We start from the raw sequence: 24,455 nt of genomic DNA on the forward strand, positions 1-24,455 counted from the left end.
TCAGGCCGTCACCACCCGGCCGTCGCGGACCTCGACCGGCCAGGGGGCGAGGCGTTCGCCGAAGCAGGGGCCGACGACGCATTCGCCGTCGAGCGGGCGGAACAGGGCGCCGTGGCCCGCGCAGAGAATGTGGCGGTGGTCCCGGGTCAGATAGCGGTCGTCCAGGGCCGAGAGCGGCCAGCCGGCGTGGGGGCAGCTATCCACATAGCCGCGGATCTCGTCGCCGATCCGCACCACGACGCCGGCGAACATCGCCGCCTCGGCGCGAAAGCGGAACCCCTTGGCGCCCGGCTCGGCCACCTCGTCCAGGGCGCAGAGGTCGGTTCCGGCCGGCGGTCGGGCGGGGTTGCCGCTCAAGCCAGGGCCCCGCGGGTGACCTTGAAGGCGGCGATCTCCACCCGCTCGAAGACATCGGCGGCCTTGTAGGGGTCGCCGGCGGCGAAGGCCTCGACTTCGGCGCGGTCTTCCGCCTCATAGATGATCAGGGAGCCGGCCATGTCGCCGCCCTCGGTCAGCAGGGGACCGGCCAGCTTCACCTTTTCCAGGCGCTGTTCGATATAGGCCAGGTGGTCGGCGCGGGCGGCGGTGCGGCGCGGCAGGGCGTCGGCCTTGTCGAAGCACATCAGGACAAACAGGCTCATTCAAGGTCCTCACGTTCGTCCCTCAGGGGACGGGACAACAGGTTTTCGATGGCGACGTCCACGGCGACCTCGCCGGCCAGGATGGCCGCCACCGCCTCGCAGATCGGGGTCTCGACGGCGAGCCTGGCCGTCAGCTCGCGCACGGCGGGCGCGGACGCCACGCCCTCGGCCACCGACAGCTTGCCGGCCAGGGCCGCCTCCAGGGTCTGGCCGCCCCCCAGCGCCAGGCCGACGCTCATATTGCGCGACTGCGGGCTGGAACAGGTCAGCACCAGGTCGCCCAGGCCACAGAGGCCGGCCACCGTTTCGGGCTCGCCGCCCAGGGCCACGGCCACCCGGGTCATCTCCGCAAAGCCGCGGGTGATCAGGGCGGCATGGGCGCTGCGCCCCAGGCCCCGGCCCTCGACAATGCCGCAGGCGATGGCCAGCACGTTCTTGATCGCCCCGCCGACCTCGGCGCCGATCATGTCGGCGGCGTAGTAGGGCCGGAAGGCCGGGCCGGCGATGGCCTCGGCCAGGGCCCGACCCAGGGCCTCGTCGGCGCAGGCCAGCGTCACGGCGGTGGGCAGGCCGCGGGCTACTTCTCCGGCGAAGCTGGGGCCTGACAGCACGGCAGGCGCGGCGTCCGGCAGGGTCTCGGCCAGCACCTGCGTCATCAGCTTCAGCGAGCCCTGCTCCACCCCCTTGGCGCACAGCACGATGGGCAAGCCCGGCCGGGCGTAAGGCGCAAAGGCGGTGAGGGCGGCGCGCAGATGCTGGGCCGGCGCCACCATCAGGATCAGGTCGGCGTCCGCCAGATCGGCCAGGTCGCCGGTGCAGGCGAGCGCGGGATCCAGGGGCACGCCGGGCAGGAACAGGCGGTTCTCCCCGGCCTGGGCGATCGACGCCACCACCTCGGGCTCGCGCGCCCACAGGGTGGTGGCAAGCCCGGCCCGCAGGCAGACCTGGGCCAGCGCCGTGCCCCAGGCGCCGGCGCCGATGACCCCGGCGCGTTTCATCGGCTGGCTCATGACTTGGCGCCCTTTCGGCCGGCGAGGTGACTGGGATTGGCGGCGGCCGCCGCCGCATCGAGCGGCCAGCGGGGGCGGGCCGGGGCGTCCAGGGGGTCGCTGATCCCCAGGGCCAGCCGCTCGGCGCCGGCCAGCGCGATCATCGCCGCATTGTCTGTGCAATAGGCCAGCGGCGGAGCGGTGAAGGAAAAGCCCCGGGCGCTCGCAGTCTCTTCCAGGGTGGCCCGCACCGCGCTGTTTGCCGCGACCCCGCCGGCGACCACGAAGCGCAGGGCCTCGCCCTCATGGCCTTGCGCATAGATGTCCATGGCCCGCTCCGTGCGCTCGCGCAACTGGCGGGCGATAGCGGTCTGGACGGCGGCGGCCAGGTCGCGGCGCTCTGGCTCGGTGCTCAGCCCCTCGGCGATCCGCGCTGCGGCGGTCTTCAGGCCCGAAAAGGAAAAGTCGCAGTCCTTGTGGCCGAGCCTCGCCCGCGGCAGGGGGTAACGCTCGGGATCGCCGCCGACGGCGAGCTTCTCCAGGGCCGGCCCGCCGGGATAGGGCAGGCCGAGCGTCTTGGCGATCTTGTCGAAGGCCTCGCCGGCCGCATCGTCCATGGTGGTGCCCAGGCGGCGGCAGGCGCCCACCCCGCCCACCTCCAGCAACTGGCAATGGCCGCCGGACACCAGCAGCAGCAGGAAGGGATAGGCCACCTCGGCCCCCAGCCTCGCCGAGACCGCATGGCCTTCCAGATGGTTCACCGCCACCAGAGGCAGGGACCGGGCCAGGGCCACGGCCTTGCCAAAGGCCAGCCCCACCATCACCCCGCCCACCAGGCCAGGGCCGGCGGTGGCCGCCACCCCGTCCAGATCGTCATAGGAGAGGCCGGCCTCGCTCATGGCCTGGGCGGCGATGGCGTCGATGGCTTCCACATGCGAGCGGGCGGCGATCTCGGGCACCACCCCGCCATAGGGGGCATGCTGGGCGATCTGGCTGGCGATCACCGAGGACAGCACCCGCACCTGGCCGTCGGCGCTCCGCCGCACTACGGCCGCAGCGGTTTCGTCGCAGCTGGTCTCGAGGCCCAGGACCGTGAGGTCCGGCGCCGTGGGATCGGTCATCCGGTTGCGGCCAAGGCGCCTGTCCTGTAGCAGCGGGCTGTCAGTCATCGCATCGCAGGTAGACCGCCCACCGTGTCTTCGCAACCGCCCGTCGTCCGCATCGGGGCCCGAGGCTCCCAGCTTTCCCTGGCCCAGGCCGGCCAGATGCAGCGCCGCATCGCCGCGGCCCTGGGCGCCGCGCCGGAAGACGCCGAGCGTGTCGCCCCCCTGGTGATCATCCGCACCTCGGGCGACCAGATCCAGGACCGGCGCTTGCTGGAGGTGGGCGGCAAGGCGCTGTTCACCAAGGAGATCGAGGAGGCGATGCTGGACGGCCGCATCGACTGCGCGGTCCATTCGATGAAGGACATGCCCGCCGTCCTGCCGCCGGGCCTGGTCATCGCCGCCATTCCCGAGCGCGAGGACCCCCGGGACGCCTTCCTCAGCCGCGAAGCCCGCACGCTCGAGGACCTGCCCAAGGGCGCCAAGCTCGGCACCGCCAGCCTGCGCCGCCAGGCCCAGAGCCTGCACGCCCGCCCCGACCTGGACGTCCAACTGCTGCGGGGCAATGTCGGCACCCGCATGGCCAAGCTGGAGGCCGGCGAGTACGACGCCATCATCCTGGCGCTCTCGGGCCTCAAGCGCCTGGGCCTCGACGGGTCGGCCAAGAGCTTCATCGATCCAGTCGAGCGCCCGCCGGCCCCGGGCCAGGGCGCCCTGGCCATCGAGACCCGCGAGGCCGACCAGGGCCAGCCCTGGCTTGAGGCCCTGCGCGACATGGACACCACCACCACCGTGGCCGCCGAGCGCGGCGCCATGGCGGCCCTGGAAAGCTCCTGCCGCACGCCGATCGGCGCCTATGCGACCCTGAAGGCCGGCCAGCTGTTCCTGATCGTCGAGGCCCTGTCGCCGGACGGCCGCCTGCGCTTCCGCCGCCAGGAGGGTCTGGACCTGACCGCCGCCGCCGATCCCATGGTCGCGGCCCGCGAACTGGGCCTGAAGCTGGGCGCCGAACTGCGCGACGAGGCCGGCGACGCCATCATCCTGCCCGAAGAGGTCGCGCCCTGAGCCGCCGGCGCGGCCTGCAGGCTTGCGCCGGGGCGCCGGCTCAAGCTTTCCTGCCCCGATGACGTCCCAGGATCGGCGCCTGATCTGGATCACCCGCGCCGAACCCGGCGCCGCGGCCACGGCCGAGCGCCTGCGCGCCATGGGCTGCCGGCCGCTGGTCCTGCCCCTGCTGGATGTCGCGCCCCTGGCCGGCGCCGCCCCAGACCTGACCGGCGTCGGCGCCCTGGCCTTCACCAGCGCCAACGGGGTGCGGGTGTTTGCGGGCCTGAACCCTGACCGGAGCCTGCCGGTCTTCGTGGTCGGCCAGGCCACGGCCCAGGCGGCGCGGGCAGCGGGCTTCCGCCAGGTCTATTCCGCAGATGGCGACGTGGACGCCCTGGCCCGCGGCCTGGCGGGGCGAGCGGGCGAGTTTCGTGGCGCCGTCCTGCATCCCGCCGCCGCCGAGCCGGCCGGGGATCTCATTGGCGCCCTGGCCGCCGCCGACGTGCCGGCCCGCAGTCAGGCCATCTATGAGACCCGGCCCCTAACCCCGTCCCGCGACGAACTGGAACAGGCGCTGAAGGCCGAGGCGGTCCTGGTCCACTCGCCCCGCGCCGCCCGCCAACTGGCCCTGCTGCTGCGCGGTCGCGAGGCGCGCCACCTGCGGGTCCTCTGCCTGTCCCGCGCGGTGGGCCGGCCGCTGGCCCGGGCGAAGGTCGGCGAGCGGGCCTTCGCCCCCCTGCCCATGGAGGCCGCCCTGCTGAACCTGATCGAGCGCCCGGCGCCGTCGGCGGCGGCGTCGGTTTCCCCTTGAGGCCCGAGGACACCCCGCCAGACGAGGCTGAGCCCGGCCCCCCGCCGCGCATGTTCGGCCCCGTCTACTGGACCGCCATCGCCTTCGCCGTGCTCTGCATCCTCGGCGGCCTCGCCATCGCCAGGTTCGGCCCCGTCTGGCTCGCCCCGGCGACAGATCACCCCACCGCAACAGAGTCGCTTGGCGAGCGGCCCGACAGCCGCTAAATAGTCGCCCCCGGACGCAGACGCCCTTCTCAAGGCGCCCGCGCCACCACGGGCCGCCTTAGCTCAGCCGGTAGAGCGGCGCATTCGTAATGCGTAGGTCAGGTGTTCGAGTCACCTAGGCGGCACCACTCTCTTCCGAAGAGAGTCCCTTAGCGAGCATGGCCGCAAGGCCGGTCACCTAGCCGGCCCCACCCTCACTTCACCACGTTCTCCTCGCCTTCCTGGCGGACGCCTTTGTCGGGGCGTTCGATCCAGGCCATGAGGGGGGTGGCGGCTATGCCGTGCAGGATCACCGACATCAGGACGACGGCGCCGGTGATCGCCCACAGGCGCTCCGACGAGCCGAAGTCGCCGTGGTTGAGGCCATAGGCGATGTAGAAGAACGAGCCGATGCCGCGGACGCCCAGTATGGCCGAGAGCCATTGCTCGCGTCGGGTGAGGTTGGAGCCCCACATGGAGATCCAGCCCGACAGCGGCCGGATCACCAGCAGGATGAAGGCGCAGGCCGCCAGGTCGGTCCAGGTCAGGCTGGCCAGCAGGCCCGCGGCCAGCGCCCCGCCGAACAACACCAGCACGAGCATGATCAGCAGCCGCTCCACCTGTTCGGCGAAGTCGTGCAGGGCGCGGTGATAGTCGTGGTTTCGCTCCCGCGACCGCAGGGTCAGGGCCGCGATGAAGACGGCCAGGAAGCCATAGCCGTTGACGAACTCCGTCGCCGTATAGACGACGAAGGTGGCGCCGAGCGCGACCAGACCGTCGCCGGTGGCCGACAGGCGCACATGGGGAATGTCGAACGCGATCCAGCCCATGGCGCGGCCCAGCAGCCAGCCCATGGCCAAGCCCGCCCCGATCCGCCAGAGCACGTCCATCGAGAGCCAGTGCAGCCAGGCTTCCGGGCCTGGCCAGGCCATGGGGTCGCCCGTGCTGGCCGCCACGGCGGCGAACACCAGGGCGAGGTGGACGAAGGGGAAGGCCAGGCCATCGTTGAAGCCGGCCTCCGACGTCAGGGCGAAGCGCACCTCGGTCTCCTCCCCCGACCCGGGCGGTCCCACCTGGACGTCGGCCGCCAGCACGGGGTCGGTGGGCGCCAGGGCTGCGGCCAGCAGGACCGACATGGCCAGCGACAGGCCCAGCGCCTGCACCCCGAGGATGGCGATGGCCAGGATGGTCAGCGGCATGGCGATCCCCAGCAGCCGCCAGGCCGAGCCCCAGCTGCGCCAGCCCATGCGGCGGTCGATCTTCACGCCGGCCCCCATCAGGGCGATGATGACCACCAGCTCGGTGAGCCGCTCGGTCAGGGTGTCGTAGGTCCGGGGGTCGGGATCGAAATTCAGGCCGCCGAGGCTGAACACCGCCACGCCGATGGCGACGCAGACCATGGCCAGACTGAGCGGCAGCCGCTTGAGCCCCAGGGGCAGCCAGGCCACCAGCAGGATCACGGCGCCCAACCCGAACAGGAACAGCAGGTAGGGGTCCAGGGTCACGTGGGCGTCCTTCGCGGTGGGATCATGCAACGTTCCGCACGGGCTTCGTATCCGGCGAAGCTTCGCCAAACTCGCCCCGGGGCGCCATCTATGGCAAGCAGGGGACGCTTTAGGGTTCGAGGAGCGGCATGAGCCATCGGTTCTATTCCAGTCAGGCCCAGGGGTTCGTCCGCTGCGGCGTCGCCACGCCCCGGGTCGCGGTGGGCGATCCCGCCGCCAACGCCCAGGCGATCCTGGAGCAGGCGCGCAAGGGCCACGAGGCCGGCGCCGACCTGATCGTGTTCCCCGAGCTCTGCGTCTCGGCCTACGCCATCGACGACCTGCACCTGCAGGACGCCCTGCTGGACGCGGTCGAGGCGGCCGTGGCGGAGATCTGCGCGGCCAGCGAGACCCTGAACCCGGTGCTGGCCATCGGCGCGCCGGTGCGGCGCAATGGGCGGCTCTATAACTGCGCCCTGGCCATTTCCAGGGGGCGGATCCTGGGGGTCGTCCCCAAGTCCTTCCTGCCCAACTATCGGGAGTATTACGAGAAGCGCTGGTTTGCGCCGGGCGCGGGCCTCACCGACCTGGAGGTGACGCTGGCGGGCCAGACCGTCCCGTTCGGGGTCGATCTGGTGTTCGCGGCCGAGGACCTGGCCGATTTCGTCTTCCATCTGGAGATCTGCGAGGACTTCTGGGCGGCCACCCCGCCGTCCACCCGCGGCGCCCTGGCCGGCGCCCTGATCCTGGCCAATCTGTCGGCCTCCAATGTGGTGGTGGGCAAGGCCCGCGACCGCGCCATGCTGTGCGCCTCGCAATCGGTGCGCTGCCAGGCGGCCTATCTCTATTCCGCGGCCGGGCCGGGCGAGAGCACCACCGACCTCGCCTGGGACGGCCAGGGCGACATCTATGAATTGGGCGCGCTCCTGGCGCAGAGCCAGCGGTTCCCCACCGATGGCGGGCTGACGCTCGCCGATGTGGACGTCGAGCGCCTGCGGCTGGAGCGGATGCGCACGCCCACCTTCAACGACGCGGCGATCGCCGAGGGCCATCCGGAATATGAGTTCCGTCGCATCGGCTTCGCCCATCAGCCGGCCTTCGCCGACCGCGGCCTGATGCGCCGGCTCGACCGCTTCCCCTTCGTGCCTGACGATCCCGTGCGCCTGGACGAGGACTGCTATGAGGCCTTCAACATCCAGGTCGAGGGCCTGGCCCAGCGCCTGAAGGCCAGCCGCACCGAGAAGATCGTCATCGGCGTCTCCGGGGGCCTCGATTCCACCCACGCCCTGATCGTGGCGGCCAAGGCCTGCGACCAGCTTTCCCTGCCCCGGTCCAATATCCTGGCCTTCACCCTGCCGGGCTTCGCCACGTCCGAGGGCACCAAGTCCAACGCCTGGGCGCTGATGCGGGCCATCGGCGCCACGGCCGAGGAGATCGACATCCGGCCGGCGGCCCGCCAGATGCTGGCCGATCTGAACCACCCGTTCGCCGGCGGCGAGCCGGTCTATGACGTGACGTTCGAGAACGTGCAGGCGGGCCTGCGCACCGACTATCTGTTCCGCGCGGCCAACCAGCGCGGGGCGATCGTGTTGGGCACCGGCGACCTGTCGGAGCTGGCGCTCGGCTGGTGCACCTATGGCGTCGGCGACCAGATGAGCCACTACAATGTCAACGGCTCGGTGGCCAAGACCCTGATTCAGCACCTGATACGTTGGGTGGCGAGCCACGGCCAGTTCGAGGCCGACACCAACCAGATCCTGCTGTCGGTCCTCGATACGGAGATCTCGCCAGAACTCGTGCCGGCCGACGCCAATGGCGCCATCCAGTCGACCCAGGCCATTATCGGCCCCTACGAGCTGCAGGATTTCCACCTCTATTACATCACCCGCTTCGGGCTGCGGCCGTCCAAGGTCGCCTTCCTGGCCTGGCATGCCTGGCGCGACGCCGCAGCGGGCGCCTGGCCGCCCCACTTCCCGCCCGAGGCCCGCAACCAGTACGACCTGGAGACCGTCGGCCGCTGGCTGGAGGTGTTCCTGCAGCGGTTCTTCGGCTTCAGCCAGTTCAAGCGCTCGGCCATGCCCAATGGCCCCAAGGTGGTGTCCGGCGGCAACCTCTCGCCGCGGGGCGACTGGCGCGCCCCGTCCGACGGCAATGCGCGCCTTTGGCTGGCCGAGTTGAAGGCGGGGCTGCCCGGCGACTGAGGGCGCGCCGCTTGCTATGGACAGGCGAGCCCTACAACCTTAACGATCCATCCGTGGGGAGATTTCGAAACACCATTCCAGGCCGCTGGGACCGGGGGGCTGACGGCGCATGATCCATGTCGTCACCGGCGGCAATCGCAGCCTCTACCGCCGCGAGTTGGCGATGATGCATGCGCAGCGCGCCGCGATGTTCATCGACCAGCTCGGCTGGCCCCTCCAGCGGGACGCCCACGGCGGCGAGTCCGATCCGGGCGACGACGATCAGGCGATCTATTTCCTCGTGCTTGAGGCCGACGGGGACCTGGTGGCCAGTTGCCGCATCCGCCCGACCCTCGGCTGGAGTCTGCTTGGCGGGCCGGCCGCGCATCTCGCGCCCGGCGCCGACCTGGCCTGGCGGACGGACACCTGGGAGCTGAGCCGCATCCTGCTCCTGCCCCCCAGCGAGCGCCGCCCGGGCCACGTGCCGCCGGCCGAGGTGCGCCTGGCCATCCTGGAGGAGGCCTGCGAGCGCGGCGTCCGGCGCCTGGTGGGGCTGGCCGATGGTCTGATGGAAGAGGTGCTGATGCGCTCGGGCATGGCCATCGGCAAGCTTGGGCCCACCCTGCTCTTTGGCGCGAGCCCGGCCTTCGCCTTCGAGATCGGGACGGGGCCGGAGACCATCGCAGCCCTGCGCGAGACCCTCGGGATCGAGCGCGCCCGCCGCCTGCGCCTGCCCGACGTGACCACCAACGCCGACATTCGCCCCCAGGAGATCGAGGAGATGCTCGGCGTCGCCGCACGCCTGGAGCGGCGCGACCTGCAGGCCTTGATGGCCGCCCTGCGACGGGCGGCGGCCGAGGAGAACTGAGGCGCGGGTGGGCCTCGGTCAGGATAAGACGGCGGCCAAGAAAAAGGGCCGGAGGCGAAGATCGCCGCCGGCCCATTCTGTTCTGACGAAAATCAGACCTAGAGGTAGCGCTTGACCTCTTCGAGGTTGAAGCACTCGATCGTGTCGCCGGCCTTGATGTCCTGGAAGCCCTGGAACGCCATGCCGCATTCCTGGCCGTTGGGGACCTCGTTGACCTCGTCCTTGAAGCGCTTGAGCGTCTGCAGCACGCCCAGCTCCAGGACCACCACGTCGTTGCGGATGATCCGGACGCGGGCGCCCTTGCGGACCACGCCCTCGGTGACGCGGCAACCAGCCACGCGGCCGACCTTGGAAATGTCGAAGGCCTGCAGGACTTCGGCGTTGCCCAGGAAGGTTTCCCGCTGGATCGGCGCCAGCATGCCCGAGAGCACGCCTTTGATGTCGTCGATCAGGTCGTAGATGATCGAATAGTAGCGGATCTCGACGCCTTCGCGCTCGGCCAGGTCACGGGCCTGCTTGGCGGCGCGGCCGTTGAAGCCGAGGATCGGCGAACCCGCCCCCTTGGCCAGCATGACGTCGCTTTCGCTGATCGCGCCGGCGCCGGACAGGATGATGCGCGCGCGCACCTCGTCCGTGGAGATCTTGTCCAGCGAACCGACGATGGCTTCGGCCGAACCCTGCACGTCGGCCTTCACGATGACGGGCAGCTCGGAGACCTTCTTGTCGGCGAGCTTGGCCATCATGTCGGCCAGGGACGCGCCGGCCACCGGAGAGCCCGACTTCTCGCGCTTCACCCGCTGGCGGTACTCGGTGATCTCCCGGGCGCGGGCTTCGTTCTCCACCACGGCCAGGGGTTCGCCGGGCTCGGGCGTGCCGTCGAGGCCGAGAATCTCCACCGGGGTGGAGGGACCGGCCACGTCGAGTTGCTCGTCGCGCTCGTTGAACAGGGCGCGGACCCGGCCCCAGTTGGCGCCGGCCACGACGATGTCGCCGCGCTTCAGGCTGCCGCGCTTGACCAGGACGGTGGACACCGCGCCACGGCCGCGGTCGAGCTTGGCCTCGATGACCACGCCCTCGGCGGTGCGGTCCGGATCGGCCCGCAGCTCCATGACCTCGGCCTGGATCAGGATGGCTTCCAGGAGGTCGTCCAGGCCGAGCTTTTCCAGGGCCGAGACCTCGACCACCTGGGTTTCACCGCCCAGGCGCTCGACGACGATCTCGTGCTGCAGCAGCTCGTTGATCACCCGGTTCGGATCGGCGTCGGGTTTGTCGATCTTGTTGATCGCCACGATGATCGGGGCGCCGGACGCCTTGGCGTGCTGGATGGCCTCGATGGTCTGGGGCATGACGCCGTCGTCGGCGGCCACCACCAGGATGACGATGTCGGTGACATTGGCCCCGCGGGCGCGCATGGCCGAGAAGGCGGCGTGGCCAGGGGTGTCCAGGAAGGTCACCCGGTTGCCGTCCTCCAGCCGCACCTGATAGGCGCCGATGTGCTGGGTGATTCCGCCGTGCTCGCCCGAGGCGACATCGGCCGAACGCAGGGCGTCCAGCAGCGAGGTCTTGCCGTGGTCGACGTGGCCCATGACCGCCACGACCGGCGAGCGCAGGGGCGCATCGCTGTCATCGCTGTCGGTGGACAGGAAGCCGGTCTCGACGTCGGACTCCGAGACGCGCTTGACGGTATGGCCAAACTCGGTGGCCACCAGTTCGGCGGTGTCGGAATCGATGACATCGTTGATCTTCATCATCACGCCCTGACGCATCAGGAACTTGATGACCTCGACCCCGCGGGTGGTCATGCGGTTGGCGAGCTCGCCCACCGTGATGACGTCGGGGATGATGACTTCGCGGGCCACGCGGGCCGCTTCCTGGCCGCCGCCCTTGCGCTTTTCACGCTCACGCTCACGGGCCCGGCGAACCGAGGCCAGGGACCGCATGCGCTCGACAGCGCCCTCATCGCCGGCCGCCAGGGCCTGGATGGTCAGGCGGCCTTCGCGGCGCTGGGGCGCGCCCTTGCCACGGCTGATCGCCTTGCCGGGCGCCGGGGGCTTGCCGCGGCGATCGTCTTCCTCTTCCGGACGGCGATCGAGATTGGCTGCGCCGGGACGCGGCGCCTGACGGGCGGCGCGCTGGACTTCAGGGGTGGCCGGCGGCGCCCCAGGGGCGACCGGACGGCCGGCCCCACGGGGACCGTCGCGCGGCGGCGCGGGCCGCGGCGTCAGGGCCGAATAGCGAACCGTATCGCCGCCCGCAGGCGCCGAACGCTCACCGCGGGGGGTGGAGCGATCCTCGCGCGGCTGCTCGGCCGGCGGCGGAGCCTCGGCGCGGGTGTCGCGGTCCTGACGGGGCGCGCGCTGGTTGAAGCTGGTGGCGTCAAAGCGCGGCCGCGGCGGGCGATAGGTGGTGGTGCTGGCGCGGTCGTCCCGGCGATCGGGCGACGGCGTATAGGAGCGGGTCTGACCGCCGCCGGCGCCGGCGCCGGCGTTGCGGGGACCGTCAGTCCGGGGCGCCGCAGCGCGCGGGCGCTCGGCGGGCGCGGCCTGAGCCGGGGTCGAGGCGGGGGCCGGCGCGCCCTTGACGGGCTCGCTCTTGGCCTCGGTGGACGCCGCAGCGGCCGGGGCCGCGTCAGCGGGGGCCGAAGCCGCCGGAGCCGCAGGCGCCTCGGCCGCGGGCTTGGCCGCAGCCGTCTGAGCCGCAGCGCTCTGGGCGGCGGCCTGTTCCTGGGCGGCGGCGGCCTTGGCGGCCGCCTCACGCTCGGCGCGGGCGCGTTCTTCGCGGGCCTTGGCCTCGGCCGCAGCCAGGGCGGCCTCGCGGGCGCGCTCGATGGCGTTCTGACGCGCGCGCAGCTCTTCGCTCGACAGGCCAGAGGCGTCGCCTGAGCCACGGGGCGCAGGACGAGAATCCGATCCACGCCGCTCGGAGGACGACGGGCCGGCCAGATTGCTCGGCGCCGGCACATGCGTGCGCGGACGCTTGGTCTCCACGTCCACGGGCTTGGAGCGGCCGTGGCTGAAGCTCTGCTTCACCGTCCCTGCGCTGACCGAGCCCGCGCCGCGGGGCTTAAGGGTCAGAGGCGGGCGTCCGCCTGGGGTTCGGCCGTTGTCTTTGTCGTCGCTCATGCGCTCGCTTTACTTACCGACCGGATGAACCGGCCGTCTTCTAATCGTCCAAACAGATATGACGCGCGGAACCGCAAAGTTCCGCCCGCCTCGTCACGGCTCCTCGCGCCAACTCTCTGGAAGGAGCGGGCGAAATCCCGCCAGACGCTGAACTTCCAGCGCCCAACGATCGGCGGTACGCCCCGCAAGGAAGGCGGTGTGTATCACATTCTCCAGCCCCAAGGCCAAACCCAATTCAGCCGAGGAGAAGAGGCCGACCTGTCCGACGGGACGTGGGGAACGCCGGAGGGCGGCGAAAATCTTGCGTCGGCCGTCGGGGGCGCCGTCTGCGGCCTCGATCAGCCACGCCGCCTGCCCCGAGGTTAGGGCTGCGGAGACCTTCTCAAATCCCGAGATAAGGCGGCCGGCGCGTCGCGCAAGCCCCAGACCGTCAAGAACCCGCCGCTGCAGAAGCATCTCCACCTGGTCGGCGAGGTCGGCGGGCGCCTTGGCCTTGGTCTTGGCCGAGCGGGCGAAATGGCCCTTGCGCGCGGCGATCTCGACCGAGGCCCGGTCGGCGGCGACCCATATGCCACGGCCCGGAAGTTTCCGCGCCAGGTCCGGCGTCACCGTGCCGTCCGGCGCCAGGACGAAGCGGATCAGGGCGGACTCGTCCCGGGTCTCGCCCGAGACCACGTCGCGGCGTTCGCGGGCGGCCTCGGCGAGGGTGGCGGGTCCGACCCGGGGCGTCACGTCGGGGTCCTGACCGGTCAGGTCCTGTTCGTTCGGTTCCGGGTCGGGCACAGGGTCTAGGCCTCGCCTTCGTCCTTGGCCGGAGCCTCGGTTTCCGCCTCAGCCTCAGTCTCGGTCTCGGCTTCAGGATCGGCGGACGCGGCCGCGGCGCTGGCGCCCGGTCGGCCGAAGACCATCTCTTCCTCGGTGAGCTCGGGGGCCGCCTCGTCCAGGTCCTGCTCGGGCTCGGGCGGAGCCTCGATCCAGCCCATGGCGACCCGGGCGCGCACGATCAGGGCCTCGGCGTCGGCCGGGTCCAGGGCGAAGGTCTCCAGGATGCCGTTCTCACGCACCCGCTCGCCATTGCGATTCTCGTACCAGCCGCGCAGGTCGTCGGGGGTCAGGTCGGCCAGGTCCTCGACGGTCTTCACGCCGCCCTCGCCCAGGGCCACGGCCATCGGCAGGGTGACGCCGTTGATTTCCAGCAGGCCATCCTCGACCCCCAGCGCCTTGCGCTTGGCGTCGTATTCGGCGGCTTCGCGGTCCAGGAAGTCCCGGGCGCGGGCCTGAATCTCTTCGGCGGTGTCCTCGTCGAAGCCCTCGATGGAGGCCACTTCGGCGGTCTCCACATAGGCGACGTCCTCGACGGTGGCGAAGCCTTCGGTGACCAGCAGCTGGGCGATGACCTCGTCCACGTCCAGGGCTTCCTGGAACAGGGCCGTGCGCTCGGCGAACTCGCGCTGGCGGCGCTCGCTCTCCTGGCTCTCGGTCATGATGTCGATCTGCCAGCCGGTCAGCTGGCTGGCCAGGCGGACGTTCTGGCCGCGGCGGCCGATGGCCAGCGACAGCTGCTCGTCGGGCACGACGACCTCGACGCGCTCGTCCTCTTCGTCCAGCACGACCTTGGACACCTCGGCCGGGGCCAGGGCGTTGACGATGAAGGTTGGCTCGTCGGGGCTCCACTGGATGATGTCGATCTTCTCGCCCTGCAGCTCGGCGACCACGGCCTGGACGCGGCTGCCGCGCATGCCGACGCAGGCGCCGACGGGGTCGATGGAGCTGTCATTGGAGACCACGGCCATCTTGGCGCGGCTGCCGGGATCGCGGGCCACGGCGCGGATCTCGATCACCCCGTCATAGACCTCGGGCACTTCCTGGGCGAACAGCTTGGCCATGAAGCCGCCGTGGGCGCGGCTCAGCAGGATCTGCGGCCCCTTGGTCTCGCGGCGGACGTCGTAGATGTAGCAGCGAATCCGGTCGCCGATATTGAAGTTCTCGCGCGGGATCGACTGGTCGCGGCGCATGATGCCTTCGCCGCGGCCCAGGTCGACAACGGTGTTGCCGTACTCGACGCGCTTGACCACGCCGTTGACGATCTCGCCCACGCGGTCCTTGAATTCTTCGTGCTGACGCTCGCGCTCGGCTTCGCGGACCTTACCGGTCACGACCTGGCGGGCCATCTGGGTCTGGACCCGGCCGAACTCGAACGGCGGCAGGACCTCTTCGTAGATCTTGCCGACCACGGCGGTCTTGTCGTCGCGCAGCGCGTCCGACAGACGGCGCACGCCGACGGGCTCTTCAGGGATGCCTTCTTCGTTCTCGTAGACGGTTTCGTCCGGAACGACGGTGATCACCCGCTTGACCGTGGTCTCGCCGGTCTTGGGATCGATATGGACCCGGATGTCATGCTCAGCGCCGTAGCGGGCGCGAGCGCCCTTCTGGATCGCTTCCTCGATGGCCTCGATGACGATCTCTTTGTCGATCGACTTCTCGCGGGCCACGGCCTCGGCGATCTGCAACAGCTCAAGCCGGTTGGCGGAAATGCCGGTCAGGCTCATCGGTTGTGTCCTTTTACTCGGGTGTATCTTGTTGGTCGTCGCCCTCGATGCGGGCGGCGCGCTCTTCAGCGCCGCGCTTCATCAGGGCGTCGGTCAGGATCAGCTTGGCGTCGACGATCCAGGAGAACGGCACCATGGCGGTGGCCTCCTCCCCTTCCAGATCGATGCCGATATTGTCGCCGTCGATGCCGGCCAGCACGCCGCGGAACCGCTTACGGCCCTCGGCGACACGGTCGAGCTCGATGCGGGCTTCGTGCCCCTCATAGGTGGCGAAGTCCTTCAGGCGCGTCAGCGGGCGATCGACTCCCGGCGAGGAGACTTCCAGCGTGTACTCGCCCTTGATCGGGTCGGCGGCGTCCATCACTTCGGAAATGGCGCGGCTCAGGCGCGCACAGTCTTCGACGACCATCTCGCCATCGGGCGTCTCGGCCATGATCTGCAATCGGCGGGCGGTTTCGCCCCCCATCAGGCGCAGGCGCACGATCTCGTAGCCGGCGGCTTCGGCGACAGGGTCGAGCAGCTCAACGAGCCTTTGGTCTTCCGTGGTCTTGCCTCGCATAAGCTTGGCTACTCTCCGGCAACAAAAAAGCGGCCGGGCCGAAGCCTGCCGCTCGTAGGCGCTATCCAGCGCTAACGGACGATGTGGAGGCCTATATAGCGCGCGCGCCGCCGTTTGTCAGCCCCTCCCAGTTTCGAGCGTTTCACCCGGCCATTTCGGCGGTTATTTGCAGCATTCGCACCATCGAATTCCCAGCGCCCCTTTTCCACTGGCTCCGAATAGTCCACAGACGGCGCCCTCAACTGTCGCGTCTTCAAGGTCCTTCCTCCCTATGGACATCTCCAAGATCCCCACCGGCGTGAACCCGCCCTACGACGTCAACGCCATCATCGAGATCCCGCAAGGCGGCGAACCGGTGAAGTACGAGCTCGACAAGGAGTCGGGCGCGATCATGGTCGATCGCTTCCTGCACACGGCCATGTACTACCCGGGCAACTACGGCTTCATCCCCCACACCCTGTCGGACGATGGCGACCCGATGGACGTGCTCGTTGTCGGCCCGACCCCCGTCGTCCCAGGCGCGGTGATCCGCGTGCGGCCTATCGGCACCCTGATGATGGTCGATGAGGCCGGCGGCGACGAAAAGGTCCTGGCCGTGCCGGTCGACAAGCTGCACCCGTTCTACGCAGGCGTGGACTCCTGGCGCGGCCTGCCCGCCATCCTCACCGAGCAGATCGCCCACTTCTTCCAGCACTACAAAGACCTGGAAAAGGGCAAGTCGGTCGAGATCGTCCGCTGGGCCGATCCGGAAGAAACCGGCGAATTGATCCGCCAAGGCATCGAGCGCGCCAACGCCGCCGGCAAGGGCTGGGGCCAGAAGTAGGCCCGAAACTATTGACGCATCACCAGGCCCGGCCTGGTGATGCGCCCGCCTCACGACGAAAGCGTCTTGAGCACGCCGCTGCGAATGATCGGCAGCAGGAAGACCACCAGAAAAATCGTATTCGGGATGGCGTTGAGCCCGAAGCCCGTGGCCATCGACAGCGTCGTGTCGATCGCGTACCAGGCCACCAGGCTGGCGGTCACGAGGACCCACACGGGCCTAGCCTGATCGCCCAGTAGATGCGCCGCCTGGATCGCCGCCGCCAGCGTCAGGCTCCAGCCGATAGTCACCGCGCCCAGGACCGCCAGGCTGAACCGCAGGTGCGGAGCGGGATCGAACGCGACGCGATCGTTCAGCAGGCTAAACAGCAGGCGGGTAGGCCCTGCGGTCGCTTCAAACGCGCTCGCCGCCAGGATCACGCCAAAGAGACCGACGGCCCAGCACCCTCCGATCATCCAGGTTCGCCAGAAACGCGACATGGTCTGCCCTCCATTGCTGGCGGCAGCCTAGAGAGCGAGATCAAGCCTCGCCATTACCTGAGAGGTAACCTTCGAGGAGCCCTAGACCCGTTCGAAGTCGAAGAAGACCGGCTCGCAATCGCCCAGACGCTTTTCCTCATAGCGCGTGGTGATGTGGTCGGCGGGCGGGACACGCCAGTCGTCGGCGCGCTCTGCGGCCCACTTGAAGTCCGGCGAGGCGAGCACCCGCTCCAGCGCCCAGTCGGCATAGCCCGCAACATCAGTGGCGAAGCGCAGCTTGCCGCCGGGCTTCATCACCCTGGCCAGGTCCGCCAGCACTTCGGGCTGCACGATCCGGCGCTTGTGGTGACGCGCCTTGGGCCACGGATCGGGAAACAGGATGAACACCCGGTTCAGACAAGCGTCGGGCAGATGGCCGATCAGTTCACGGGCGTCGCCGTCCTTGATCCGCACGTTCTTCAGGCCTTGCTCGTCCACGTGGCGCACCGCGCTGGCCACGCCGTTCAGGAACGGCTCGCAACCGATGATCAGCACGTTCGGCGCCCGCGCGGCCTGGCTGGCCATATGCTCGCCGCCGCCAAAGCCGATCTCCAGCCAGACCTCTTCGGCCCCCGGCATCAGGTCGGCGGGATCGAACGGCGCCTGGGGCGCGCGGATCTGCGGCAGCAGGGTTTCCACCAAGGCGGCCTGGCGCGGCTTGATCGGGCGTGACTTGATCCGGCCATAGGAGCGGAGCAGCGGGTGAGCAGTGTCTTCCATCGCCGCCCTCTAGCGCGGTCCTGGCCTGGAGGGAATGCGGCCGAGCGTGTCGGGGCAATGAGAAGGGCCGCCGCGCTTGCGCACGACGGCCCCCACACAGACTGAACATTCCGCCGAAGCGGGGCTCAGGACCTAGATTACGCCAGGCTCTTCAACTGGTCGACCAGATCGGTCTTTTCCCAGGAGAAGCCGCCCTCGTTGTCGGGCTGGCGGCCAAAGTGGCCGTAGGCCGCCGTACGCGCATAGATCGGGCGGTTGAGCTGCAGGTGCTCGCGGATGGCGCGCGGCGTGGCGCCGCCGATCATCTGCGGCAGGGCCAGTTCCAGCTTGGCCGGATCGACTTCGCCGGTGCCGTGCAGGTCGACATAGAAGCTCAGCGGATTGGCGACGCCGATGGCGTAGCTGATCTGGATGGTGCACTTGCGCGCCAGGCCCGCCGCCACGACGTTCTTGGCCAGATAGCGGCAAGCATAGGCGGCCGAACGGTCAACCTTGGTCGGATCCTTGCCCGAGAACGCGCCGCCGCCGTGCGGCGAGGCGCCGCCATAGGTGTCGACGATGATCTTGCGGCCGGTGACGCCGGCGTCGCCGTCGGGGCCGCCGATCAGGAAGCGGACGGTCGGATTGACGTGCCACTTGGTTTTCTTGGTGATCAGGCCCGAGGGGAGCACGCTCTCGACATAGGGCTTGATCAGCGCCTGAATGCGCTTGGAGTTCGCGGCCTGGTCGCCGATCTTCTTCTTGTGCTGGGTGGAGACGACGATCTGCAGGATCTCGACCGGGCGGCCGTCCTGATAGAGCACCGTGACCTGGCTCTTGGCGTCGGGCTCAAGGGCCTCGCATTCGCCCGAGTGACGGACCTCGGCCAGCTTGTGCAGGATGTCGTGCGAGAATTGCAGGGTCGCCGGCATCAGCGACGGGGTCTCGTCGCAGGCGTAGCCGAACATGATGCCCTGGTCGCCCGCGCCCTCTTCCTTCTTATCGGTCGAATCGACGCCGACGGCGATGTCGGCGGACTGGGCGTGCAGGTAGTTGGCGAACTTCGCCTTCTGCCAGTGGAAGCCCTTCTGCTCGTAGCCGATGTCCTTCACCGCGGCGCGGACCTTGGGCTCGAGGCTGGCCAGGATGTCCTTGGTCAGCTGCTTGTTCTCGGCTTTGGAGGCCCCGGGCTTGCCGGCGCGAACTTCACCGGCCAGCACGATCCGGTTGGTGGTGACCAGCGTCTCGCAGGCCACGCGGGCCTCGGGCTCCGCCGCCAGGAAGGCGTCGACCACCGTATCGGAGATGCGGTCGGCGACCTTGTCCGGGTGACCTTCGGACACGCTTTCGCTGGTGAAAATGTAGGAGGAACGGCTCAAGTGTTAGCTCCGGAAATCGTGCAGGCGCCGGCGCGCGGCAGCCCCAATTGGACGTCGGCGGAAACCTATAAAGAAATCTTTATATCCCGCAAGCCGCGTCAATCGCCGCAGGGTTAAGAGGCCGCTGTCGAAAGAGATCAGTCCTCGGGGACCACTGCTCTGTCATCGACCATGGCGCGAACCAGATCGAGAATACGGCGACGCACCCGGGAGGGCTGGATCCTTGGGAACGTCGTCGCAAGCTCGACGCCCTCGGCGGTGAGCAGGAACGCCTGCATCTGGCTCTGGCCGCCCGGCTCGGCGGCGGTGCGAATATGGGCGTCGGTCAGGCCCTCGAAGAAGTAGGCCGTGGAGGTGTCGAGGGCGCGAGCCACCTCGTAGAGCTTGGACGCCGAGACACGATTGGCCGCGCGCTCGTACTTCTGAACCTGCTGAAAAGTAAGGCCGATCGCTTCGGCCAGCTTCTCCTGGCTGACGCCAAGCTCCTTGCGCCGCAACCTGATCCGCAAACCGACATGCACGTCGACGGGATTGGGAGCGAGATCAATATCCTTAGCCATGGCTCAACCCTAAATGAGCCCCGGGCCGACGCCTCATTTGCCTGAATGAACCGTCAATTCCGCGAAGCTCTACGATAGCGTCCCCACGCCATCGTCACCGCCGAAATGAGCAACATCATGGCGAAGGCTGATTCACCGATGCGATTGTAGAGGGTCGGCGAACGGGCCGGCGGCAGCCGCGCATCGATGACGCCCGTCTCACCAAGGCCGAGCTTCGCGCCTGACAAAATCTTGCCTTGCGCATCAATCACGGCCGAGACTCCGGTCGGCGTGGCGCGAACGATCGGCAGGCCAGCCTCGATCGCCCGGTAGCTGGCGATGTTCAAATGTTGCCACGGACCGCTGGTGGCGCCGAACCAGGCGTCGTTGGAGACATTGAGCAGCCATTCGGCGCGGACGCCGGCCCGCTTGGCCGCACCGTCGGCCAGCCTGGGGAACAACGCCTCGTAGCAAATCAGCGGCTGAACCGGCGGCAGGCCATCGGGCGACATGGGTCGCGGCTCCGGCCCCGCGGTGAAGTCCTCGGGCATATGCACCAGGCTGCGGATGCCGAACTTGGTCGCCAAGTCGCCGAACGGCAGGAACTCGCCGAACGGCACCAGCCGGTGTTTGTCATAGACGCCGGTGACCCTCAGCCCAGTCGCCTCGCGGCGCAGGGCGATGAGGCTGTTGAAGTAGTCCGGCTCGCCCGTAGCCGACAGCCCCATGCGATTGGCCCCCAGCATCAGGGTCTGGCCCGGCTGCAAGGCCGCGGCGATACGCGGCACATAGGGACTGCCCGGCGCCAGCAGTTGGTCGATCACCGCTGGCAAGGCGCCCTCAGGCCACACCACAACAGCTGGAACGGGCTCGCCCGGCCGGCTGCGCGACAGCGAGACATAGGTGTCGACAATCAGATCGAGGTTCTCGGGCTTCCACTTGTCCTTCTGGTCGATATTGGCCTGGACGACACGGATCAGCGGCGCGGCGGCCGCCCCCTGCGGCGCGGCGGCCAGACGCATCGCACCGAACGCGAAGAGGCCGGCAAGTGTCGCAACGGCGAGGCCAAGCCCAACCGCCCGGCCGCGGCGCGGCGTGGAGTCCAAGACCAAGGCGGCGCTGGCCGCCACCGCGATGGTGATCCAGCTCAGGCCGTAGGAGCCAACCAGGGCGGCTGTTTGCGAGATCGCGCCGCCAGCGCCCCAGCTTTCGCCCGGCAGGTTCCAGGGAAAGCCCGTGAAGACGTGCCCCCTCACCCACTCCGCCAAGGCCAGGCATCCGGCGAAAGCCAGCACCCGCCACGGCCCGCGCACGGCCGCCCATCGATAGGCCAGGGCCGCAAGTCCCCAGAACAGCGCCAACCCGCCGGCCATGAACAGCAGGGCGAAGGGCGCCATCCAGCCGTGGGCGGCGGCGTCGACCAGAAACGCCTCAGTGATCCACCAGACGCCGATCGCGAAATAGCCGACACCGGCGAGCCAGCCCCGGAAGAAGGCCGAGCGTAGCGGACGCGGCCCCTCGGTATCGGCCAGCCGCATCAGGAGCGCGTAGCCCAGCAACCCCGGCAGCAGGCCGAACGGCGGATGGGCCAAGCCCGCCGCCAAGCCGGCGGCGAGCGCCAGCAGGCGCGGGATCCATGGAGACGAGGGTTTCAGGTCAGGCCTCGCCGCCCACCTCGGCCTTCGCCGTGGGCTTGAACCTGACTCGTTTCACCCGCCGGGCGTCGGAATCCAGCACCTGGATTTCGTAGCCGCCGGGATGGGAAATCACCTCGCCGCGCTGCGGCACCCGTCCGGCCAAGGCCGAAACCAGCCCGCCGACGGTGTCGATTTCCTCGTCCAGTTCGCCGGGCGCCAGGTCGTGGCCGATGGCGGCCTCAAGCTTTTCCAGCGGCGCGCGGGCGTCGACTTCGTAGACCCCGCCCGGACGCGGTATGACGCTGGCGACCGTCGCCTCGTCATGCTCGTCGTCAATGTCGCCGACCACCGCCTCGACCAGGTCCTCCATGGTCACCAAGCCGTCGGTCCCGCCGAATTCGTCAATCACCAAGGCCATGTGGGTGCGTTCGGTCTGCATCCTCAGCAGCAGATCGGCGGCGCGCATGGACCCCGGCACATAGAGGGCGTCGCGGCGCAGCTTCTGAAGGACCAAGGCCTCAGGGCCAGGCTGCTTGCCGCGCGCCAGCAATTTGAAGATGTCCTTCACGTGGATGACCCCGACCGGATCGTCCAAGGTCTCGCGATAGATCGGCATGCGGCTGTGCTCGGCCTCGGCGAACCGCTCGACGACCTCGGCGAAGGGCGTGGAGAGCTCTACCGCCACGATATCGACGCGCGGCGTCATGACGTCGCCCACCCGCATGGATTGAAACGCCGCGGCCTGCTCGACCAATCCATTGGCCGCGCCATGGACGGGCTGGTGAGCCGCTGATGAATCAGCGCCGCTCTTGCCGCGAAGCCTGCGAAGAAACGCCCGAACACCGCGGCTTTGCCTAGCGGGTTCGGGCGGACTGGATGGTCCGTCCGAGGGGTTAGTCATGGTCTCCCTGCTCGGCCGCATAAGGGTCTGGGACGCCCAACCCGGCCAGGATGACGCGCTCAAGACCTTCCATTTGTTCGGCCTCGGCGTCAGTTTCGTGATCGTATCCTACAAGATGCAATACCCCGTGCGCCACCAGGTGTTGCAGGTGGTGCGCCAAAGGTTTGCCCTGCTCGGTTGCTTCTCGCGCGCAGACCCCGAAGGCGAGCGCGATATCGCCCAAATGCCCCTCCGGATTTTGCGGCGCGGGAAAGGACAGGACGTTGGTCGCATTGTCCTTCTGGCGAAACCGAGCGTTCAGTTCGCGCACGCTTTCATCGTCGGTCAGCAGGATGGTGACCCCGCCGCCGTCGAAATCTATCTGGGTCAGAGCCGCAGCCGCGGCGTCCTCGACCAGCAGCTCCGCATCGGGAGCCGCCGCCAGCCAGGCCTCGTCTTCGATTTCGATGTCGATCAAATCGCTCGTCCGCGCTTGGCCGCATCGGCGTCATAGGCCCGCACGATACGCTCCACCATCGGGTGGCGAACGATGTCCTCGGCGGCGAAGCGATTGACGCCGACCCCCTTAACGCCTTCCAGCAGGCTGACCGCGTGGGCGAGCCCGGAATCCGAGGCGTTCACCAGGTCGATCTGGGTCGGATCGCCCGTCACCGCCATGCGCGAGCCTTCGCCGATCCGCGTAAGGACCATCTTCATCTGCAGGCGCGTGGTGTTCTGCGCCTCGTCGACGATGACGAAGGCGTGGCTGAGCGTTCGACCACGCAGGAAGGCGATGGGCGCGACCTCGATCTCACCCTTCTCGCGGCGGCGGCGGAACTGGTCGACGCCCAGGATGTCGGTCAGGGCCTCCCAGACCGGAGCCATATAGGGATCGACCTTCTCGGTCAGGTCGCCCGGCAAAAAGCCCAGACGCTCGCCCGCCTCGACCGCGGGCCGTGAGACGATCAGCCGTTCGACCTCGCCGCGCAGCAGCAGGCCCGCGCCATGCGCGACGGCCAGGAAGGTCTTGCCGGTGCCGGCGGGACCGAGACCAAACACCAGTTCGCAATTCGCCAGGGCGTCGAGATAACGAGCCTGCCCGGGGGTGCGGGGGGCGACCTGGCCGCGACGGCCGGCCGGCAAGCCGCCCGGCGCCTTGGCCGCGCCGACCCGCACTTGGCCGATCGCCACGCGGACATCGGCTTCAGTGACTTCCTGGCCGGCGTCGGCGCGCGCGGCCAGGGCCGAGATCACCTGCTTGGCGCCGGCGCGGGCCTTGGCGTCGCCATCCACCGACACCCCGCCGCCAGGCGTCTCGATCAGGACGTTGAAGGCGTCTTCGATCAAGGCGGCGTGACGGCTGGATGCGCCGGCCACCGCGCGGGCGGCGGCGTCGGACAACTGGATGTATTCGGGTTTGCTCACGCGGTTTCCATTTCCAGCACGCCGGCCAGACTCATCTTGCTTCCGGCCTCGATCCGAACGGGAACGATCTGGCCGATCAGGCGATCCGGACCATCGACGTGCACGGCCTGCAAATAGGGGCTGCGGCCTGACAATTGACCCGGATGTCGACCGGGCCGTTCAAACAGCACCGGCAAGACCTTGCCGGCCTGACTGGCGTTGAAAGCCCGCTGCTGCTCGTCCAGCAAGGCGTTCAGACGCGCGAGCCGCTCTTCCTTCACCTCATCGGCCACCTGGCCTGGCAGTGCCGAAGCTGGCGTGCCGGGGCGGCGAGAATATTTGAAGCTGAAAGCGCCGGCGTAGCCGACCTCTCGAACCAGTTGCAGCGTCGCCTCGAAGTCGGCGTCTCGCTCGCCGGGGAAGCCGACGATGAAATCGCCGGCCATGGCGATGTCGGGCCGTGCGGCGCGGATCTTCTCGACCAGCCGCAAATAGCTTTCGGCGGTGTGGGCGCGGTTCATGGCCTTGAGGATCTTGTCCGACCCCGCCTGCACCGGCAGGTGCAGATAGGGCATCAACTGCGGCAGCTCGGCGTGGGCGGCGATCAGATCATCGCCCATGTCTGCGGGGTGACTGGTGGTGTAGCGAATCCGATCCAGGCCCTCGATCTTGGCCAATTTGCGGGCCAGCCCGGCGAGCCCGCCCTCTCCAGCGTAGGCGTTGACGTTCTGCCCAAGCAGGGTGATTTCGCGAACGCCCTTGGCGGCCAGGTCGCGAGCCTCGGCCAGGATGGTTTCGACCGGACGCGACCACTCCCCACCCCGGGTGTAGGGCACGACGCAGAAGGTGCAGAACTTGTCGCAGCCCTCCTGCACGGTGAGGAAGGCGGTGACGCCGCCGGCGTTGCGCGCTGTTGTGCGCCTTGCGCCAACCTATCCACAGCCCCATAAACCCGGCCATGTCCGCTCCAACCAAGCGCCTCTACATCAAGACGTACGGCTGTCAGATGAACGTCTATGACAGCGAGCGCATGGCCGA

Annotated in this window: 23 protein-coding genes, 1 tRNA gene and 1 pseudogene; 7 read left to right on the forward strand and 18 right to left on the reverse strand. The window is 69.2% G+C overall.

Going from position 1 to position 24,455, the window contains the following annotated elements; genetic code table 11:
- From Q8L83_RS09640 to tsaD, 4 genes are read right to left on the reverse strand one after another with little or no spacing between them, the layout of a single operon-like run.
- On the reverse strand, positions 1–357 hold the full coding sequence (locus tag Q8L83_RS09640) for a Rieske (2Fe-2S) protein (RefSeq protein WP_305286389.1): 357 nt from the start codon (positions 355–357) through the stop codon (positions 1–3).
- Positions 354–641, reverse strand: a complete 288-nt coding sequence (locus Q8L83_RS09645) for a YciI family protein (RefSeq protein ID WP_305286390.1) — start codon at positions 639–641, stop codon at positions 354–356. Before Q8L83_RS09645 ends, Q8L83_RS09640 begins: the two co-directional genes overlap by 4 nt.
- A complete protein-coding gene (locus Q8L83_RS09650) occupies positions 638–1,651 on the reverse strand; it encodes an NAD(P)H-dependent glycerol-3-phosphate dehydrogenase (protein WP_305286391.1) in 1,014 nt (337 codons plus the stop codon). Before Q8L83_RS09650 ends, Q8L83_RS09645 begins: the two co-directional genes overlap by 4 nt.
- Positions 1,648–2,751, reverse strand: a complete 1,104-nt coding sequence (gene tsaD / locus Q8L83_RS09655; RefSeq protein ID WP_305286426.1) for a tRNA (adenosine(37)-N6)-threonylcarbamoyltransferase complex transferase subunit TsaD — start codon at positions 2,749–2,751, stop codon at positions 1,648–1,650. The genes Q8L83_RS09650 and tsaD overlap by 4 nt, the downstream gene beginning before the upstream one ends.
- 72 nt (positions 2,752–2,823) lie before the next feature.
- On the opposite strand from tsaD, the gene hemC reads away from it, so the two are divergent.
- From hemC to Q8L83_RS09675, 4 genes are all read left to right on the forward strand, one after another.
- Positions 2,824–3,798, forward strand: coding sequence for a hydroxymethylbilane synthase (hemC, locus tag Q8L83_RS09660; RefSeq protein WP_305286392.1), 975 nt, complete (start codon positions 2,824–2,826; stop codon positions 3,796–3,798).
- 58 nt (positions 3,799–3,856) lie between these two features.
- Complete coding sequence (locus tag Q8L83_RS09665; protein WP_305286394.1) at positions 3,857–4,591, forward strand: uroporphyrinogen-III synthase; 735 nt, start codon at positions 3,857–3,859, stop codon at positions 4,589–4,591.
- Positions 4,588–4,797 carry a hypothetical protein gene (locus Q8L83_RS09670; RefSeq protein ID WP_305286396.1) on the forward strand — a complete coding sequence of 70 codons (210 nt, stop codon included), beginning with the start codon at positions 4,588–4,590 and terminating at the stop codon, positions 4,795–4,797. Before Q8L83_RS09665 ends, Q8L83_RS09670 begins: the two co-directional genes overlap by 4 nt.
- A gap of 52 nt (positions 4,798–4,849) precedes the next feature.
- A tRNA-Thr gene (locus Q8L83_RS09675) sits at positions 4,850–4,925 on the forward strand.
- A 66-nt stretch (positions 4,926–4,991) separates the two neighbouring features.
- Here Q8L83_RS09675 and Q8L83_RS09680 read toward each other — a convergent pair.
- Positions 4,992–6,281, reverse strand: coding sequence for a sodium:proton antiporter (locus tag Q8L83_RS09680; RefSeq protein WP_305286398.1), 1,290 nt, complete (start codon positions 6,279–6,281; stop codon positions 4,992–4,994).
- A 128-nt stretch (positions 6,282–6,409) separates the two neighbouring features.
- Between Q8L83_RS09680 and Q8L83_RS09685 the strand changes: the two genes are divergently transcribed.
- Both Q8L83_RS09685 and Q8L83_RS09690 read left to right on the forward strand, forming a co-directional pair.
- Positions 6,410–8,461: an NAD(+) synthase gene (locus tag Q8L83_RS09685; RefSeq protein ID WP_305286400.1), complete on the forward strand. Its 2,052-nt coding sequence runs from the start codon at positions 6,410–6,412 to the stop codon at positions 8,459–8,461.
- Between the two features lie 109 nt (positions 8,462–8,570).
- A complete protein-coding gene (locus Q8L83_RS09690; RefSeq protein WP_305286401.1) occupies positions 8,571–9,308 on the forward strand; it encodes an acyl-homoserine-lactone synthase in 738 nt (245 codons plus the stop codon).
- Positions 9,309–9,406: 98 nt separating this feature from the next.
- Here the strand turns inward: Q8L83_RS09690 and infB are convergent, their stop codons facing one another.
- The 4 genes from infB to rimP all read right to left on the reverse strand — a co-directional run bounded on the left by infB (position 9,407) and on the right by rimP (position 15,538).
- Positions 9,407–12,430, reverse strand: a complete 3,024-nt coding sequence (gene infB, locus Q8L83_RS09695; protein ID WP_305286402.1) for a translation initiation factor IF-2 — start codon at positions 12,428–12,430, stop codon at positions 9,407–9,409.
- 93 nt (positions 12,431–12,523) lie between these two features.
- A complete protein-coding gene (locus Q8L83_RS09700; RefSeq protein WP_305286427.1) occupies positions 12,524–13,162 on the reverse strand; it encodes an RNA-binding protein in 639 nt (212 codons plus the stop codon).
- 56 nt (positions 13,163–13,218) lie between these two features.
- Complete coding sequence (gene nusA, locus Q8L83_RS09705; protein WP_305286403.1) at positions 13,219–14,979, reverse strand: transcription termination factor NusA; 1,761 nt, start codon at positions 14,977–14,979, stop codon at positions 13,219–13,221.
- A gap of 13 nt (positions 14,980–14,992) precedes the next feature.
- Entirely contained in the window at positions 14,993–15,538 is a 546-nt protein-coding gene (gene rimP / locus Q8L83_RS09710; RefSeq protein WP_305286405.1) for a ribosome maturation factor RimP, read from the reverse strand.
- Between the two features lie 271 nt (positions 15,539–15,809).
- On the opposite strand from rimP, the gene ppa reads away from it, so the two are divergent.
- Positions 15,810–16,361, forward strand: coding sequence for an inorganic diphosphatase (gene ppa, locus Q8L83_RS09715; protein WP_056733429.1), 552 nt, complete (start codon positions 15,810–15,812; stop codon positions 16,359–16,361).
- A 50-nt stretch (positions 16,362–16,411) separates the two neighbouring features.
- On the opposite strand, the gene Q8L83_RS09720 is transcribed toward ppa, so the two are convergent.
- The 9 genes and pseudogenes from Q8L83_RS09720 to Q8L83_RS09760 form a co-directional block, all read right to left on the reverse strand.
- Positions 16,412–16,840 (reverse strand): hypothetical protein, encoded by a 429-nt coding sequence (locus Q8L83_RS09720; RefSeq protein WP_305286411.1) that lies wholly within the window; start codon positions 16,838–16,840, stop codon positions 16,412–16,414.
- Between the two features lie 81 nt (positions 16,841–16,921).
- A complete protein-coding gene (trmB, locus tag Q8L83_RS09725; RefSeq protein WP_305286413.1) occupies positions 16,922–17,599 on the reverse strand; it encodes a tRNA (guanosine(46)-N7)-methyltransferase TrmB in 678 nt (225 codons plus the stop codon).
- A 137-nt stretch (positions 17,600–17,736) separates the two neighbouring features.
- Positions 17,737–18,957: a methionine adenosyltransferase gene (gene metK, locus Q8L83_RS09730; protein ID WP_305286414.1), complete on the reverse strand. Its 1,221-nt coding sequence runs from the start codon at positions 18,955–18,957 to the stop codon at positions 17,737–17,739.
- A 137-nt stretch (positions 18,958–19,094) separates the two neighbouring features.
- Positions 19,095–19,517: a helix-turn-helix domain-containing protein gene (locus Q8L83_RS09735; RefSeq protein WP_305286416.1), complete on the reverse strand. Its 423-nt coding sequence runs from the start codon at positions 19,515–19,517 to the stop codon at positions 19,095–19,097.
- Positions 19,518–19,570: 53 nt separating this feature from the next.
- Entirely contained in the window at positions 19,571–21,151 is a 1,581-nt protein-coding gene (gene lnt / locus Q8L83_RS09740) for an apolipoprotein N-acyltransferase (RefSeq protein ID WP_370868380.1), read from the reverse strand.
- A 1-nt stretch (position 21,152) separates the two neighbouring features.
- On the reverse strand, positions 21,153–22,034 hold the full coding sequence (locus Q8L83_RS09745; RefSeq protein ID WP_305286420.1) for a hemolysin family protein: 882 nt from the start codon (positions 22,032–22,034) through the stop codon (positions 21,153–21,155).
- The gene (gene ybeY / locus Q8L83_RS09750; protein ID WP_305286421.1) at positions 22,027–22,491 is read right to left on the reverse strand and encodes an rRNA maturation RNase YbeY; all 465 of its coding nucleotides are present in this window, start codon (positions 22,489–22,491) and stop codon (positions 22,027–22,029) included. Before ybeY ends, Q8L83_RS09745 begins: the two co-directional genes overlap by 8 nt.
- On the reverse strand, positions 22,488–23,438 hold the full coding sequence (locus Q8L83_RS09755) for a PhoH family protein (RefSeq protein ID WP_305286422.1): 951 nt from the start codon (positions 23,436–23,438) through the stop codon (positions 22,488–22,490). The genes ybeY and Q8L83_RS09755 overlap by 4 nt, the downstream gene beginning before the upstream one ends.
- A pseudogene (locus Q8L83_RS09760) lies at positions 23,435–24,325 on the reverse strand (MiaB/RimO family radical SAM methylthiotransferase); the annotation flags it as partial. The pseudogene Q8L83_RS09760 and the gene Q8L83_RS09755, both read right to left, overlap by 4 nt.
- Positions 24,326–24,455: the final 130 nt, after the last annotated feature.

The organism is Phenylobacterium sp., assembly GCF_030680185.1.
Taxonomy (GTDB): Bacteria; Pseudomonadota; Alphaproteobacteria; order Caulobacterales; family Caulobacteraceae; genus Phenylobacterium.